The sequence below is a fragment of the Neisseria sp. HMSC078C12 genome (genome assembly GCF_001838065.1).
Taxonomy (GTDB): domain Bacteria; phylum Pseudomonadota; class Gammaproteobacteria; order Burkholderiales; family Neisseriaceae; genus Neisseria.
In genome coordinates this window covers 104298-117854 of the sequence record NZ_KV835608.1, presented here as the reverse complement: position 1 = coordinate 117854, position 13557 = coordinate 104298, and the positions used below count along the sequence as shown (strand labels likewise).

Annotated in this window: 14 protein-coding genes; 5 read left to right on the top strand and 9 right to left on the bottom strand. The window is 47.9% G+C overall.

What is annotated here, in order from left to right; all coding sequences use genetic code 11:
* Window positions 1–304: 304 nt before the first annotated feature.
* The 4 genes from ccoN to ccoP are packed head-to-tail and all read left to right on the top strand — an operon-like array spanning window position 305 to window position 3922.
* Window positions 305–1738: a cytochrome-c oxidase, cbb3-type subunit I gene (ccoN, locus tag HMPREF2596_RS05595; protein WP_003748780.1), complete on the top strand. Its 1434-nt coding sequence runs from the start codon at window positions 305–307 to the stop codon at window positions 1736–1738.
* A 24-nt stretch (window positions 1739–1762) separates the two neighbouring features.
* Complete coding sequence (ccoO, locus tag HMPREF2596_RS05590; RefSeq protein ID WP_003748778.1) at window positions 1763–2374, top strand: cytochrome-c oxidase, cbb3-type subunit II; 612 nt, start codon at window positions 1763–1765, stop codon at window positions 2372–2374.
* Between the two features lie 4 nt (window positions 2375–2378).
* Window positions 2379–2576 (top strand): cbb3-type cytochrome oxidase subunit 3, encoded by a 198-nt coding sequence (locus HMPREF2596_RS05585; protein ID WP_003748776.1) that lies wholly within the window; start codon window positions 2379–2381, stop codon window positions 2574–2576.
* Window positions 2576–3922: a cytochrome-c oxidase, cbb3-type subunit III gene (gene ccoP, locus HMPREF2596_RS05580; protein ID WP_083324989.1), complete on the top strand. Its 1347-nt coding sequence runs from the start codon at window positions 2576–2578 to the stop codon at window positions 3920–3922. The genes HMPREF2596_RS05585 and ccoP overlap by 1 nt, the downstream gene beginning before the upstream one ends.
* A 149-nt stretch (window positions 3923–4071) precedes the next feature.
* Here the strand turns inward: ccoP and HMPREF2596_RS05575 are convergent, their stop codons facing one another.
* The 9 genes from HMPREF2596_RS05575 to HMPREF2596_RS05535 all read right to left on the bottom strand — a co-directional run bounded on the left by HMPREF2596_RS05575 (window position 4072) and on the right by HMPREF2596_RS05535 (window position 12729).
* Complete coding sequence (locus HMPREF2596_RS05575; RefSeq protein ID WP_049348276.1) at window positions 4072–4518, bottom strand: ubiquinone anaerobic biosynthesis accessory factor UbiT; 447 nt, start codon at window positions 4516–4518, stop codon at window positions 4072–4074.
* Window positions 4505–5422, bottom strand: a complete 918-nt coding sequence (locus tag HMPREF2596_RS05570; protein ID WP_070850155.1) for a U32 family peptidase — start codon at window positions 5420–5422, stop codon at window positions 4505–4507. Before HMPREF2596_RS05570 ends, HMPREF2596_RS05575 begins: the two co-directional genes overlap by 14 nt.
* A gap of 10 nt (window positions 5423–5432) precedes the next feature.
* Entirely contained in the window at window positions 5433–6440 is a 1008-nt protein-coding gene (locus HMPREF2596_RS05565) for a ubiquinone anaerobic biosynthesis protein UbiU (protein WP_070814894.1), read from the bottom strand.
* A gap of 334 nt (window positions 6441–6774) precedes the next feature.
* Window positions 6775–7395 carry a DUF2238 domain-containing protein gene (locus HMPREF2596_RS05560; protein ID WP_070646683.1) on the bottom strand — a complete coding sequence of 207 codons (621 nt, stop codon included), beginning with the start codon at window positions 7393–7395 and terminating at the stop codon, window positions 6775–6777.
* A gap of 108 nt (window positions 7396–7503) precedes the next feature.
* Entirely contained in the window at window positions 7504–8493 is a 990-nt protein-coding gene (locus HMPREF2596_RS05555; RefSeq protein ID WP_070850153.1) for a phosphatidate cytidylyltransferase, read from the bottom strand.
* Window positions 8490–9197: a lysophospholipid acyltransferase family protein gene (locus HMPREF2596_RS05550; protein ID WP_070850151.1), complete on the bottom strand. Its 708-nt coding sequence runs from the start codon at window positions 9195–9197 to the stop codon at window positions 8490–8492. The genes HMPREF2596_RS05555 and HMPREF2596_RS05550 overlap by 4 nt, the downstream gene beginning before the upstream one ends.
* Window positions 9198–9259: 62 nt before the next feature.
* On the bottom strand, window positions 9260–9634 hold the full coding sequence (locus tag HMPREF2596_RS05545) for a hypothetical protein (protein ID WP_049348283.1): 375 nt from the start codon (window positions 9632–9634) through the stop codon (window positions 9260–9262).
* Between the two features lie 2 nt (window positions 9635–9636).
* A complete protein-coding gene (locus HMPREF2596_RS05540) occupies window positions 9637–10923 on the bottom strand; it encodes a phosphatase PAP2/dual specificity phosphatase family protein (RefSeq protein ID WP_283140407.1) in 1287 nt (428 codons plus the stop codon).
* A 63-nt stretch (window positions 10924–10986) separates the two neighbouring features.
* Window positions 10987–12729: a bifunctional alpha/beta hydrolase/class I SAM-dependent methyltransferase gene (locus HMPREF2596_RS05535; RefSeq protein WP_070850147.1), complete on the bottom strand. Its 1743-nt coding sequence runs from the start codon at window positions 12727–12729 to the stop codon at window positions 10987–10989.
* Window positions 12730–13171: 442 nt separating this feature from the next.
* Here HMPREF2596_RS05535 and HMPREF2596_RS05530 point away from each other — a divergent pair, with 442 nt between their 5' ends.
* Window positions 13172–13456: a PepSY domain-containing protein gene (locus HMPREF2596_RS05530; RefSeq protein ID WP_070850146.1), complete on the top strand. Its 285-nt coding sequence runs from the start codon at window positions 13172–13174 to the stop codon at window positions 13454–13456.
* Window positions 13457–13557: the final 101 nt, after the last annotated feature.

The following is a 13557-nucleotide window of genomic DNA, read 5'->3' as shown; positions in this document are numbered from 1 at the left end:
TAAGAAGAAGGGGTTTTAAAGGGTAGGCTTAATCTATATCAATAAAACTGTATGAAAAAGGGGGCTTGAAAAAATACCCTGTCCGATTTAATGCGTATGTTTTAATAATTTATTGATTATAAAAGAAATGAATTTATGTCTTGCTAAATATTTTATGCAATTTGGAATGTAATTTTGCTTGGCATGTTGTGGTGTCTATGTTAAATTTAGAAAAATTTGAGCCTTGGCCGTATTGCGCTTTTCGTAAATGCAGGGGTTGGGGTGAGATAAAAATTTTTTATACCCATAATTTATGGAGACTTCCATGGACACACAAACTTATAACTACAAAGTGGTGCGCCAGTTCGCCATCATGACTGTAGTTTGGGGTATTGTGGGCATGTTGGTCGGCGTTATTGTCGCTGCCCAGCTTTTTGCTCCGGCCCTCGATTTATCCAATATCGGACCTTGGTTCCACTTCGGCCGCCTGCGTCCTCTGCACACCAATGCGGTTATTTTTGCATTCGGCGGTTGCGGTTTGATCGGTACATCATACTACGTTGTTCAACGTACATGTAATACCCGTCTGTTTGGCGGTTGGTTGCCTGCATTTACCTTCTGGGGTTGGCAGGCCGTTATCGTGGCTGCGGCCATCAGCTTGCCTATGGGTTACACCCAAGGTAAAGAATACGCTGAGTTGGAATGGCCTATCGACATTTTGATTACGCTGGTGTGGGTTGCCTACGCCATCGTATTCTTCGGTACGATTGCCAAACGTAAAATCAAACATATTTACGTTGCCAACTGGTTCTACGGCGGCTTTATCTTGGCCGTTGCACTGTTGCACATCGTCAATAATATCAGTATCCCTGCCGGTTTGATGAAATCTTATCCGGTTTACGCAGGTGCGATTGATGCGATGGTTCAATGGTGGTACGGCCACAATGCGGTGGGCTTTTTCCTGACAGCCGGCTTCTTGGGTATGATGTACTATTTCGTTCCTAAACAAGCAGGCCGTCCGATTTACTCTTACCGCTTGTCCGTCGTCCACTTCTGGGCTTTGATTTTCACTTATATGTGGGCTGGTTCTCACCACTTGCACTACACTGCATTGCCTGACTGGACTCAATCTTTGGGTATGGTATTGTCTTTGATCCTGTTTGCGCCTTCTTGGGGCGGTATGATCAACGGTATCATGACTCTGTCCGGCGCATGGGACAAACTGCGGACCGACCCGATTTTGAAATTCTTGATCGTTTCTCTGTCTTTCTACGGTATGTCTACCTTCGAAGGCCCGATGATGTCTATCAAAACCGTTAACGCTCTGAGCCACTACACCGACTGGACTGTTGCACACGTTCACGCCGGCGCATTGGGCTGGGTGGGCTTTGTAACCATCGGTTCCGTTTACTATATGATTCCCCGCTTGTTCGGCAAAAATGAAATGTACAGCACCAAATTGGTTGAGGCGCATTTCTGGATTGCGACCATCGGCGTGGTTCTGTATATCGCTGCAATGTGGATTGCCGGCGTAATGCAAGGTCTGATGTGGGGTTCTTTGAATGACGACGGCACGCTGACTTATTCCTTCGTTGAATCCGTAAAACGTACCATGCCTTACTACATGATTCGTTTCACCGGCGGTCTTCTGTACCTGAGCGGTATGTGCATCATGGCATATAACGTTTACCGTACTGCTATCAGTGGTAAAGCAGTTGATGCTGAGATTCCTGCGGTTTCTCAAACTCAACACCACTAATGACAAGAAAGATAGGCTACCAAAATGAAATTACAACAATTAGCTGAAGAAAAAGTCGGTGTACTGATTGTATTCACCCTGCTTGTAGTCAGCGTCGGCCTTCTGATCGAGGCTGTTCCGCTGTTCTTCACCAAGGCAGTTACCGAACCTGCACCCGGCGTGAAACCATATAACGCCCTGCAAGTGGCCGGTCGCGATATTTATGTGCGCGAAGGCTGCTACAACTGCCACTCTCAAATGATTCGTCCATTCCGTGCAGAAACTGAACGTTACGGTCATTACTCCGTTGCCGGTGAGTCTGTTTATGACCATCCGTTCCAATGGGGTTCTAAACGTACCGGTCCGGATTTGGCTCGTGTCGGCGGCCGTTATTCCGATGAATGGCACCGCATCCACCTGCTGAACCCGCGCGACGTTGTGCCGGAGTCCAATATGCCTGCATTCCCATGGCTCGCACGCAATAAAGTCGATGCCGAGGCAACTGTGGCGCATATGAAAGCCCTGCGTAAAGTGGGTACACCTTACAGCGATGAAGAAATTGCCAAAGCACCTGAAATGCTGGCCAACAAATCAGAGCTGGACGCTGTTATCGCCTACCTGCAAGGCTTGGGCTTGGCATTGAAAAACGTAAGGTAACATCATGGACGCTAACTGGGCTCGCTCGCTCTTTACTGTTTGGGTATTCATCAGCTTTATTTTAGTCCTCTATATTGTGTTCAATAGACGCAATAAGAAAAACTATGACGATGCTGCCAGCAGTATTTTCGATAATGACGAACAAAGGCCGTCTGAAAAGGACGATCAAGCTCAGTCAGTCCGTGATCACGGAGCAAAATAATGAACACAACATCCCAATTTACCAGTAGTTTCTGGAGTATATATATTGCCGTTATCGTCGTGCTCAGCTTCATCGGCCTGGCTTGGCTTCTGCTTTCGCAAAACGTTGTGAAACGCCCTAAAAAAGGCGAAGAAGTAAAAACCACAGGTCATGAGTGGGACGGTATTTCGGAGTACAACAACCCTCTGCCACGTTGGTGGTTTTGGCTTTATGTCTGCACATGGCTGTTTGGCGTCGGCTACCTGATTATGTATCCAGGTATCGGCGATTACAAAGGCCTGTGGGGCTGGAGCAGCCATGGTCAATATGAAGAAGAAGTTGCCAAAGCCAATCAGCAATACGGTAAAGTGTATGCTAAATTTTCCAATATGCCGATTGAGAAAGTGGCTAAAGACCCTGAAGCCCGTGCTATTGCACAAAACCTTTTCAATACCTACTGTATCCAATGTCACGGCTCAGATGCCAAAGGCTCAAAAGGCTTCCCGAATTTGACCGACGACGATTGGTTGTGGGGCGGTGAACCTGAAAAGATTCAGGAAACCATCGAAAAAGGCCGTACTGCCTCTATGCCGGCCTGGGGTCCTGCTTTGGGTGAAGAAGGCGTGAAAAACGTAACACATTATGTGATGTCCCTTTCTAAACCTAAAGGCCAATACGATGAGGAACGCGCCGAACGCGGTAAAGTCCTGTTTAGCGGCCCACCTGCCAACTGTTTCACTTGTCACGGCGACAAAGGTCAAGGTATCCAAGGCCTCGGCCCGAATCTGACCGACGATGTATGGTTGTGGGGCGGTACTCAAAAAGCGATTACCGAAACCATTACCAACGGCCGCAGCAGTCAAATGCCTGCTTGGGGTCACTTCCTCGATAAAGACAAGCTGCACATCATGACTGCTTATGTTTGGGGTTTGTCCAACAAAGACGGTAAAAAAGCTCCTGCTAAAAAAGCTGAGCCTGCTCCGGCAGCTCAACCTGCCGATGCTTCTGCTCCGGCGGCCGCTTCGGCTCCTGCTGCCGATAAAGCTGCTTCAGATGCCAAAGCTGCTCCGGCTACTGAAGCCAAACCTGCTGAAAAAGCAGAAGCAGCTCCGGTTAAGGTAGACGGCAAAGCTGTTTTTGAAGCCAACTGTAAAACATGTCATGGCGGTATGATTCCGGGCGCACCTGTTGTCGGTAAAAAAGACGACTGGGCTCCTCGAATTAAGCAAGGTAAAGATACTTTGCACAAACACGCGCTTGAAGGTTTTAATTCAATGCCTGCCAAAGGCGGCAACAGCAGCTTGAGTGACGATGAAGTTAAAGCGGCTGTAGACTTTATGGCAAATGAGTCCGGTGCAAAATTCTAATTTTGAGTCGGATTGAAAAAAGCGTACCTAACAAGGTACGCTTTTTTATATTTGATAAAACCAATAAGAAAAACATATCAAAGAGGCAAAATATATAAGGCCGTCTGAAACATTCAGACGGCCTTTGTTCTTGGTTCAACCAAAATTAATCAATCCAAAGTGGACGTACTGCGTTTCAGGAACCATTCGCTGAAAGGCCACTCGACGCTGTCGAGTAAGTTTTTGGTAATTAACCCCAGTTCCGTATCGCCTTCGATTTGCAATTTACGGTTGAAAAATAAGGTGTCGGGATCTTCCTCGCGCATCATCATACGCATGAAGTCTATGCCGTTGGCAGCCAATCTCAGATCGGGAGCGCCGCTGAAGTTGTCGTCCAGGAATTTTTCCGTATCGGCACTAAACCGCACTTTGATACCGGCATCCAAAACTTCGATTTCAAATTTCCTTCCGGCAAAAAGTTCCATATCGGCAGGCAGTAAACCTTTTTTCAGCATGGTATTCAATACAGAGACCAAAACAAAGCGCGGAGGTTTGCCAGGAAGTTTGGTACCGATTTTCGCCATCCATTTGGGTAATACGATTTCAGGCAGCGCCATAATATGCCTCCTTCACGGTTTCAATACCGGGCTGACCGCGCCAATAGCCGTCAACCAGTGTTCCGGTAGTCAGTCGTTCCAATTCGGGGCGGATATCTTCCCATGTGGCTTTTCCGTCCAATACATCGCGGTGAATTTGGATAATTTCAGCCATGCCGTGCATTTGTGGCGACAGTCTGAGCATATTCACGCCGATTTTATTCAAATCTTCATAGTGGGGCAGTAGGTTTTGGCAGCCGTAAGACATGGTTTGGATGCCGTTGATGGTGAGAAACGGCTGGCCTTCGCGCGTATTCATGGCCATACCGTGCTCGTGGTCGAGGCAGCGGAATTCGCAACTGTCTTTATTCAGATTGTAATGGCGGGCGGTAAAGCAACGTGATGAATAGGCGAGCGGCATTTTGCCCCAAGCGAAGAGTTCGGTTTCAATGCCGTCTGAAGCCTTGATGATTTCGGCAACCTTATCGCGGCTCAGCTCGGACGGTGCAATCCAGCGGAATGCCCCTAATTTTCGGAATACGTCCAAAGTGGTTTCGTTGTAGATATTCAGGCTTGCTCCGGCAACAAACGGGATGCCGTGTTCGCGTGCCAATTTGACCGCACCCATGTCGTTGGCTTCAACTTTAAACTTTCCCTGCTCCGTGATTTTGCGCAGGCGTTTCAGATCGGATTCGCTTTCAAGCAGGACTTGTGAGGAAAGAATAATCTCTTTACCGCTTTCTGCCAGGTCTTCAGCCAGTCCGAACCAGTCGGCAAAGCGCATTTTCTGACGGCGTGAGCAGACTACCTCACCCAAATAAACCGTATCCAACGGCGTATCCAGCATGGAAACGTAAAATTCCAGCAGGGCTTCTTTTTGCCAGAAAAATAAAATAGGGCCCAGCGACAATTTCAATGAATTCATTTTTTTCCCCTTATTTCCATGGGCGGTTGTATGCGCCCAAAGTTGTCTGATGACCTTCCGAAACTTTGCTCAAGGCATTGTTCCAGGACGGATTGACTTTGAAATGCGACGGGTTGGCTGCGGCTGCATCCAGTGCTTGGCGCAGGGATTTGGTTACCTGCGCCGTATACATCGGACTGCGTTGGCGTCCCTCGATTTTGATGGCGGACACACCGATTTTGATGAGTTCGGGCAACATTTCCAAAACATTCAGGCTGGTCGGTTCTTCCAAAGCATAGTAAGTTTCATCATTGACTTCAAAGCGGCCTTTGCACAAGGTTGGATAACCTGCCGGTTCATTGGGTTTGTATTGGTCTATCAATACCTGGTTTAGACGTACGTTCATGCGGTCGGGCAGTTGTTCCCAGCGGACGGATTTTGCCGGAGAGCAGACACCTTGCATATTGGGCGATTCGCCTGTTGCATAGCTCGACAAGATGCAACGGCCTTCCACCATCACACACAAACTGCCGAAGCCAAAGACTTCAATTTCCACATCAGTATTGTCAATCACATGTTTGACCTGATCGATGGTCAGTACGCGCGGCAAAACGGCACGACGGATGCCGAACAGCTCTTTCATCATATTGATGGCTTCGTAATTGGTGGCCGAACCTTGTACCGACATATGCAGGCGTAAATTCGGATGTTTGTCTGCCGCATACGCCATGATGGCGGGGTCGGCAACAATAATCGCATCGGCACCCAAATCCGCCGCCGTATCCACAGCGGCGTGCCAACGCTCCACTTGGCCCGCTTGTGCGAATGTATTGATGGCCATCAGTACATTGCGCCCGCGCGCATGGGCGTAAGCTACGCCTTCCCGCGCCGATTTCATATCGAAATTCAGTCCCGGAAAGTTTCGTGCATTGGTCGCATCTTTCAAACCCATGTAAACCGTGTCCGCACCGTTGTCCACAGCGGTTTTCAGTGCAGGCAGGTTGCCGGCGGGGCAGACCAATTCTGGAATTTTCTGCATTTTGTGTTCCTCGTCTTGATGATAACCTCTATCGGGTTAATCAATATTTTGTAGAATTCCGGATATTTTATGGATTAATGACACAAGATATGCTGATTTAAATCAAATTGAAAAATTCAGGTTGACGTAGGCATATTGTTTACAAAATCTTAACAGACGTTGTTTTTTATATATTTCATGTGCTTAAAAATTTTGATGACGGATTTTGTTTCAAAATCGGCTTATGTTTTTAACTATCGTATTTATTAATTTTTACAATAATAGCGATAGAAAAATGAAAAAAGGCCGTCTGAAAATCTGGTTTCAGACGGCCTTTTGCTTTAAAGGGATATATTTAAGAGAAACCCAAACGTTTATCGGGTCGGGTAAACACAAAAATAAACAGCGAGGTTAACGCGCCCAAAGTATCGGCAAGCATGTCTTTTTGCGCGTCCCAAATATCGCCTTGAGAACCCAAGAACTCCAGTCCGGCCTCTCCGCCGTCGATAACGGCATATTGCCATTCGATGATTTCATAGGCGGCAGCCACGCTCATGATGAAGAACAGGGAGAAAAACAAGGCCAGCGGCAGATTACACAGCTTGCGGCGCAGCAGCCATTCGGCCATCGGGTAGGCATAAAAGCCGATGATGTAGTGGGCAATACGGTCGTAATGATTGCGGTTTTCGCCCAAAATCGGTTCGACAAAGCGGTTGATGGATTCAAACGGTACATCGGCAAAAGTATAGTATGCGCCGATGGAATGCATAATCAGCCAGAAGCTCATGAATAAGTAGGCCAGGTTGCTGAAGCGGAAAATGCGGTAGGTGGCAACCAGAAGGAAGAATACGGAGGCTACGGGGATGATTTCGGCGTACCAGACTGCGCGGTCATGGGGATTGATACCTGACCAAACAATGAGGGCGAAGATAATCGTAGCAAGAAAAATGGGAAAGATTGGAGAGGGTTTATTCATATTGTGTGTATGTAATAACAAGGGTTGCGTATTGTATAACGAATCGGTGGATTGGCAGTTTCGGATATTAAAGGCCGTCTGAAAAATAGTTTTCAGACGGCCTGAAGTTTAGCCGTTCCAGAAATAACGGGTGATGTGGAAAAACACGGGTGCGGCAAAGCAAATCGAATCCACGCGGTCAAGCATGCCGCCGTGGCCGCGTATCATATTGCCCCAATCTTTGACACCGTAATCGCGTTTGATGGCAGACATAACCAGGCCGCCAAAGAAGCCCATCATGCAGACGATGAAGCCGATAACGGCCGCTTGGCCGTGGGAGAAAGGCGTAATCGGCGCCATCAACGCGGCAATGGCCGTGGCCGACAAAATACCGCCGACTGTACCGGAAATGGTTTTTGACGGCGAAAGCGAAGGCATGATTTTTGCACCGCCAATCAGTTTGCCCCAAACGTATTGCAATACATCCGATACTTGTACCACGCCAATCAGAAAAATCAGCAACAGGATATTGTTGCCGTTGTCGAAGCCGTCCAAGTCTAGAAACATCAGCGCCGGAACATGGGACAGGCAGAAGATGCAAATCATCGCCATCCATTGTGTTTTGGCGGCACGTTCCAAAAAGTGCGCGGTTTGGCCGCTGAGGCTGGCAATAATCGGCAGTATCAAAAAGCCGTAAACCGGAATAAAAATGCTGAACATGCCGTACCAGCCGTCATAGACGAAATAGTATTGCACTGGCAGCAGCAGGTAAAAGCAGACCACCATGCTGTAATAGTCGCTGCGGCGGCGATAGACGAGGGTCATGAATTCGCGCAGTGTGGCAAATGAAATCAGGAAAAACAGTACAACCGTTCCGATTTTGCCGAACCAAAACGCGCCCAGCAACACCAGCGTCATCAGCCACCATGCGTAAATGCGGGCGTTGAGGTTGGCGATGGTGGCATTATCTGCACCGTTTTTGCGCTTGAGCCATTGTCCGATGATGCTGGCGAAACACAATACGGCAAATACGCTGACAAAAATATAGCCGGCTTGCGGAGTCAGATGAGCGGCGGCTTGTTCGACAATGATTTGTTGGGAAGTCGTAGAAAGGCTCATGCTTGTCCTCCTTTGTTTTGATGAACTTCAGGTTTATTTTGGCGAAGCTCGCTGCGGTCGTTTTCAGACGGCCTGAGTGCCAGCAGCGCTTCACGGCTGCGTGTCAAAAAACTGTCTTTGTCTTCGTTTTCCTGCAAGGTAAGCGGCTGTCCGATATGGACTTCACACAAAAGCGGTATAGGCAGGATTTTGCCTTTGGGCAGTACGCGGCTGATGTTGTCTATCCAAATCGGAACAAATTCGGTATTGGGTTTGCTTTTTGCCAGATGATAAATGCCGGACTTGAACGGCAGCAGGAAGGTGTTGTCGTCAGTGTTACGCGTGCCTTCAGGGAAAATAATCAAGGAGTCGCCTGCGTTCAGCGCGTCTTTCATCTGTTCGGTAATCGCTTGCGGATTATCGCTATGGCGCGGAATCAGCAAGGCATTGAAAACGTTTTGAATGATGAAGCGTTTGAGTTTGCTCGTCAGCCAGTAATCCGAACCGGCGACAGGGCGCGTGGACAAACGCCAGCGGCGGGGCAGGGAAATCCATACCAACACAAAATCACCATGGCTGCCGTGATTGGCGTAATAAACTTTTTGGTGCTGATTGAATGTCAGCTCGCGCGGACTTTTAGGACGTACGCCCGTAAGAAAAGAGACCGACAGACACAAGGCTTGGTCGGTTAGCCAGGCAAGTTGTTTTTTAAGGAAGTTTTTCATTATTTCTGCCTTTGGAGGTGAGATACTGCTAAGGATTCAGTTTGGGTAAATCAGCAAAATAATCAAATGCTTTGGATAAGCAAAATTAAAAATTGTGCGGCGGTCAGGTATAAGCTTTTGCGCCATAAGGAAAGTGCGCCGTTTATCCGTTGGGTCAAAGTGCGGCTGCCTGAAATTTGACGCAAACCGTTTTGCTGTAAGGATTGGTCAAAGTCTTCAGGCGAGTAGCAGTTGTCGGCAAAGTCTTGGAACACGCGGCGGTCGAAGTGAACGCGGATATGGCAGTACAACAAAACCGCTGCTAAGACAAGTTGCACTGCAAACCATGTGCCGCCATATTTTGCCGACAAGGCGAGCAGCAAGGCATTGCAGGCGGCAACATAATGTGCGGTAGAGAGTAGGTGGGCAGTAATACGGCTATCGGTTGCGTTGTCCATCATCATCCTTGTTTTAAACGGTTGGCCGCAGCTTCGACTACCTGGTCAGTGGCCGGCGATAATACCATTTGCGGCCGAGCCTGTTTGAGTTCGGCCTTCGCCTGCGCCAAGTTTTTGCAGTCACCATAGACCAGCAGCCACGTCAGCACCACCGCGGCACTTCTTCCATAACCTAAAGCGCAACATACCAATACTTTGCCGTGTTTTTGGCGCAAGGTTTCCAATACCAAGGCCGTCTGAACCAAATCGTTTTCAGACGGCGTTACCATATCCAGTAAAGGCAGAGCGCGATATTCTCCTTGATGGCTACGGCAGGGATATTCGGCGCATACATCCAATACCGCAGGCAGATGGTTTGAAATCCCTAAAATGCTGCCAATCAATACATCATGGCGGACTGGTGCCGTTTTTGCTTTACCGCGTAACCAATACGCCATGTTTAGCCGTACGCCCACCAGATAAGGCAACAGCAAAACTGTCGCAGCTGCCGATAATTTACCGTTAGCCTGTTTTTGGAATACGTTTACATTTCCAGTCAAATAGGCAAAGGTCATCATCAGCAAAGACACGCTCATCCATATCAACCACAGCCACACACCACCCAGCAGCGCAGGTAAAGCCATCAAACACGCACCAAGCAAATACAGCAGCGCAATCTTTTTTGAGTGTACATTACTTGAACCCAGTTTTAACGGCGAAGCCATCTGACGCGGGAAAGCCCACAACACCAGCCAGCCGAGCAATGCTCCGGTTGGCACGTCAATAAAATGATGTTGATAAGTCGTCAGTACTGACAAGGCAATCAGGCTTTGCCATAAGAAAAGCGGCAGGCGGATTTTAGGAAAGCGCGTCCAATAAAATGCACCCACGATAATCGCCAACGCGATATGCAAAGATGGCGCTTGGTTGTACGGCAAATCAAATGCAGCCAATGAATCAAACAGCCAGCCTGACAGCCCATCGGCAGGCGGTTTAGGCCACCCGAAACGCAGCGGAAACAGCACAAAGCAAAGAGTCACAATCAGTTGGGCGGCTACAAGGTGCGCTACATATCGGTTTTGTTCATGTGTATCACGGCAAAGGAAAAAAGCCGCGGCATACATCAGGTTTAGCGACCAATAAGGCACAATCGTCCATGCCCAAAACGGAATATTGCGCTCCCATGCAAAAGCGATTTCAGGCACATAGTCCAGCGATGCCGTGTAATGATTGGACAGGCCGTAGCTGGTGTAGAACAGGATACCGACTAAAATCAGCTTGAGTAGGGAGGTTTTTAGGGAGGGTTTCATGGATAGGTACATGGTTTAATAAGGCCGTCTGAAAGTTAAAAAATGTTCAGACGGCCTTTATTTTTATTTCTTCACTGCCAAGCTCACGGTGAAAATACCGTCTTCGTCTATCCATTGATGGATTTTTTCAAAACCGGCTTTTTCAACCAACTGATCCATTTCCTGCTGACTGCGGCGGCGCATTACCCAGTTAGGACTGCCTGCTTTGTGGCTGGTCAGGGCACGGGCAATCATTTCCAGTTGCGGATGCCACGGCTGGCCGGTGTAGATCAGGTAGCCGCCGGTTTCAATGGCTTCGCCGAAGCCGTAGAGCGAGTTCAAAATCAAATCGTTGTCGGCAAATAATTCGTGTAAACCAGATACAATGCCCAATGTTGGACGCGGTTGCAAATCGTGATAATTGGCGCGGTCGTAGGCATTGACTTCATTGAAGGTTACCGTGTTTTGCAAACCACGCTCGGCAATCAGTTTGCGTCCGGCTTCGACATTAATCGGGCTGTAATCGCGCAAGCGTACGGAATCAGGCAATGTGTCGGCAGTCAGGGCATCCAATACATAGCGGCCATGACCGGACGCAATATCCAAAACGTGTACAGGTTTCCCTGCTTCACGCAGTTTGGCTGAGGCCGTCTGAATGGCTTTGCCGATATTGATTTTGCGTTGGCGGATGCCGCGCCAGCCGATGGCGTTGAGATAGTATTTGTCCACCCATACGCCGAAAGCGTTGCTGCCTTGCGGTTGATTGCGGTAGACGTAATCCAGCGTGCTGCCCGAATCAAAACCTGTTTCTTGACCGATTCTCAAGCCTTCACTCCAGCTCGCCCCCAGTTTGAGCGAGGCACGATATATTGCCCAAAATGCGCCGCGTGGCGAACAAATAGGCAAAGGCGTAGCCAGTTCGTCAGCTTCGCGGCGGCTGTCGCTGTGCAAATGGGCTTGGGTTAAATCAGCTGGTTGCAAAGGTTGGTTGAAACGCTCGCGGATAAAACGGCGCATTTCCACAAACGCGATTTCACGGTCTTGCTCACCTAAAGTATCGTGGTAGAAACCTGGCAGGATATGGCGCTCTTTAATATGGCTGCCCAAACGGTTGTAGAAATCGTGTTGTGGTTTGTGATGAACGACCCAATCGCTGCCTGAAATCAACAGTTGTACAGGCGTAGTAATCGCTTGTGCATCGGCAACGACGCGTTCGGCCGCTTCATATAAACCCAGCAGGATGCGTACAGAAATAGCGCGGGCAATAAGCGGATCGTTATCGTAGCTGTCTTGGCGTTCTTTATTGTGGGTCAGATAGTGGGCTTTGACGTAGCTGTTGACAAAGAAATTACCACGCCATTTTTGCATAATTTTTAAACCGGTACGGGCAAACGGAACATAGAGTTTGACTTTGAACGCAGGCGAAGCCAATACGGCGCAACGGATTTTCGGCGCGTAATCGTGCAACCAAGTAGAAACCAATACCGCACCGACACTTTGCGCAATCACGCAAATGTTTTCAGGTTTGATACCGTATTCGCTTTGGATGTGTCGGATAAAATCATCTACATCAGCAACCGAAGTGCCAATACTCGGACTATCGCCACGTTCACCAGGGCTGTAACCATGACCGCGCGCGTCCCAAGCGAAATAGGCAAAATCATCAAAACCCAGCTCATCCGCCACAAACATCATCCGGCCGGAATGCTCATGTCCGCGATGAAACAGCACGATGGCTTTGTCGGAAGAACCGTCGGCAGCAGGGCGATAGCGGTAGAAAAGCGAAGTCCCGTCTTGGGTAGAAAAGTATTTTTGCTGTTCGGACATAAGAAGCTCCTAATAGTCATATTTCTTGAACAGTATCATGACATATCGAATAAATGCAATGATTATCCGATAGACGGACGAATGCAATGATGGAGAGATATGGTAAAAGATGGTTTCAAATTTCACTTAAAACTGATGACAGTGATTGTTAAAAGAGTTAGATAGAGGGCGTTTGGATAACCTTACAAACTACTACCGACATATCATCATAAACTTTTTGTTTCGCCATTAATTTACGAAATACAGTCAGACGGGACTTATCGTTATCATATTATTGCCAAATTTTTTCTCTTATTTCTTCTGGAAGGGAATCGCTTAGGCCGTCTGAATAGTTTTCAGACGGCCTTTACTGCGTTTAACCAAGCACTAATTAACTGCTAATTTTACTGTGTTTTAATACATCCATCGAAACCCGAATACACATTTGAAAAGGAAATCAAACATGAAAAAACTCTTATTGACCGCCATCGTTGCTTTGTCTGCCGCTACTGCCGGTGCCAGCGATTACATTGAACAAAAAATCTACAGCGACAAAAACTTCGAGCAAAATCGTGCTAAAGCCGTAAAAATGTTGGAACAACGTGGCTATCAAGTTCACGATATTGACGCCGATAGCCGTCGAGGCCAGCCTGTGTTGGATATCGAGGCTTTTAAAGATGGTCGTGAGTACGACATTGTTTTGTCTTACCCTGATTTGAAAATTATTAAAGAACGCATCGACTATTAATATTTTGATGCAAGGCGGATTGTCGCAGGGCTTTTGGGTTCTGCGACAGTTTGCTATTTAGGTATTTAAAGAGTGTAAGCGGCATGTAAATTACCTAAAAT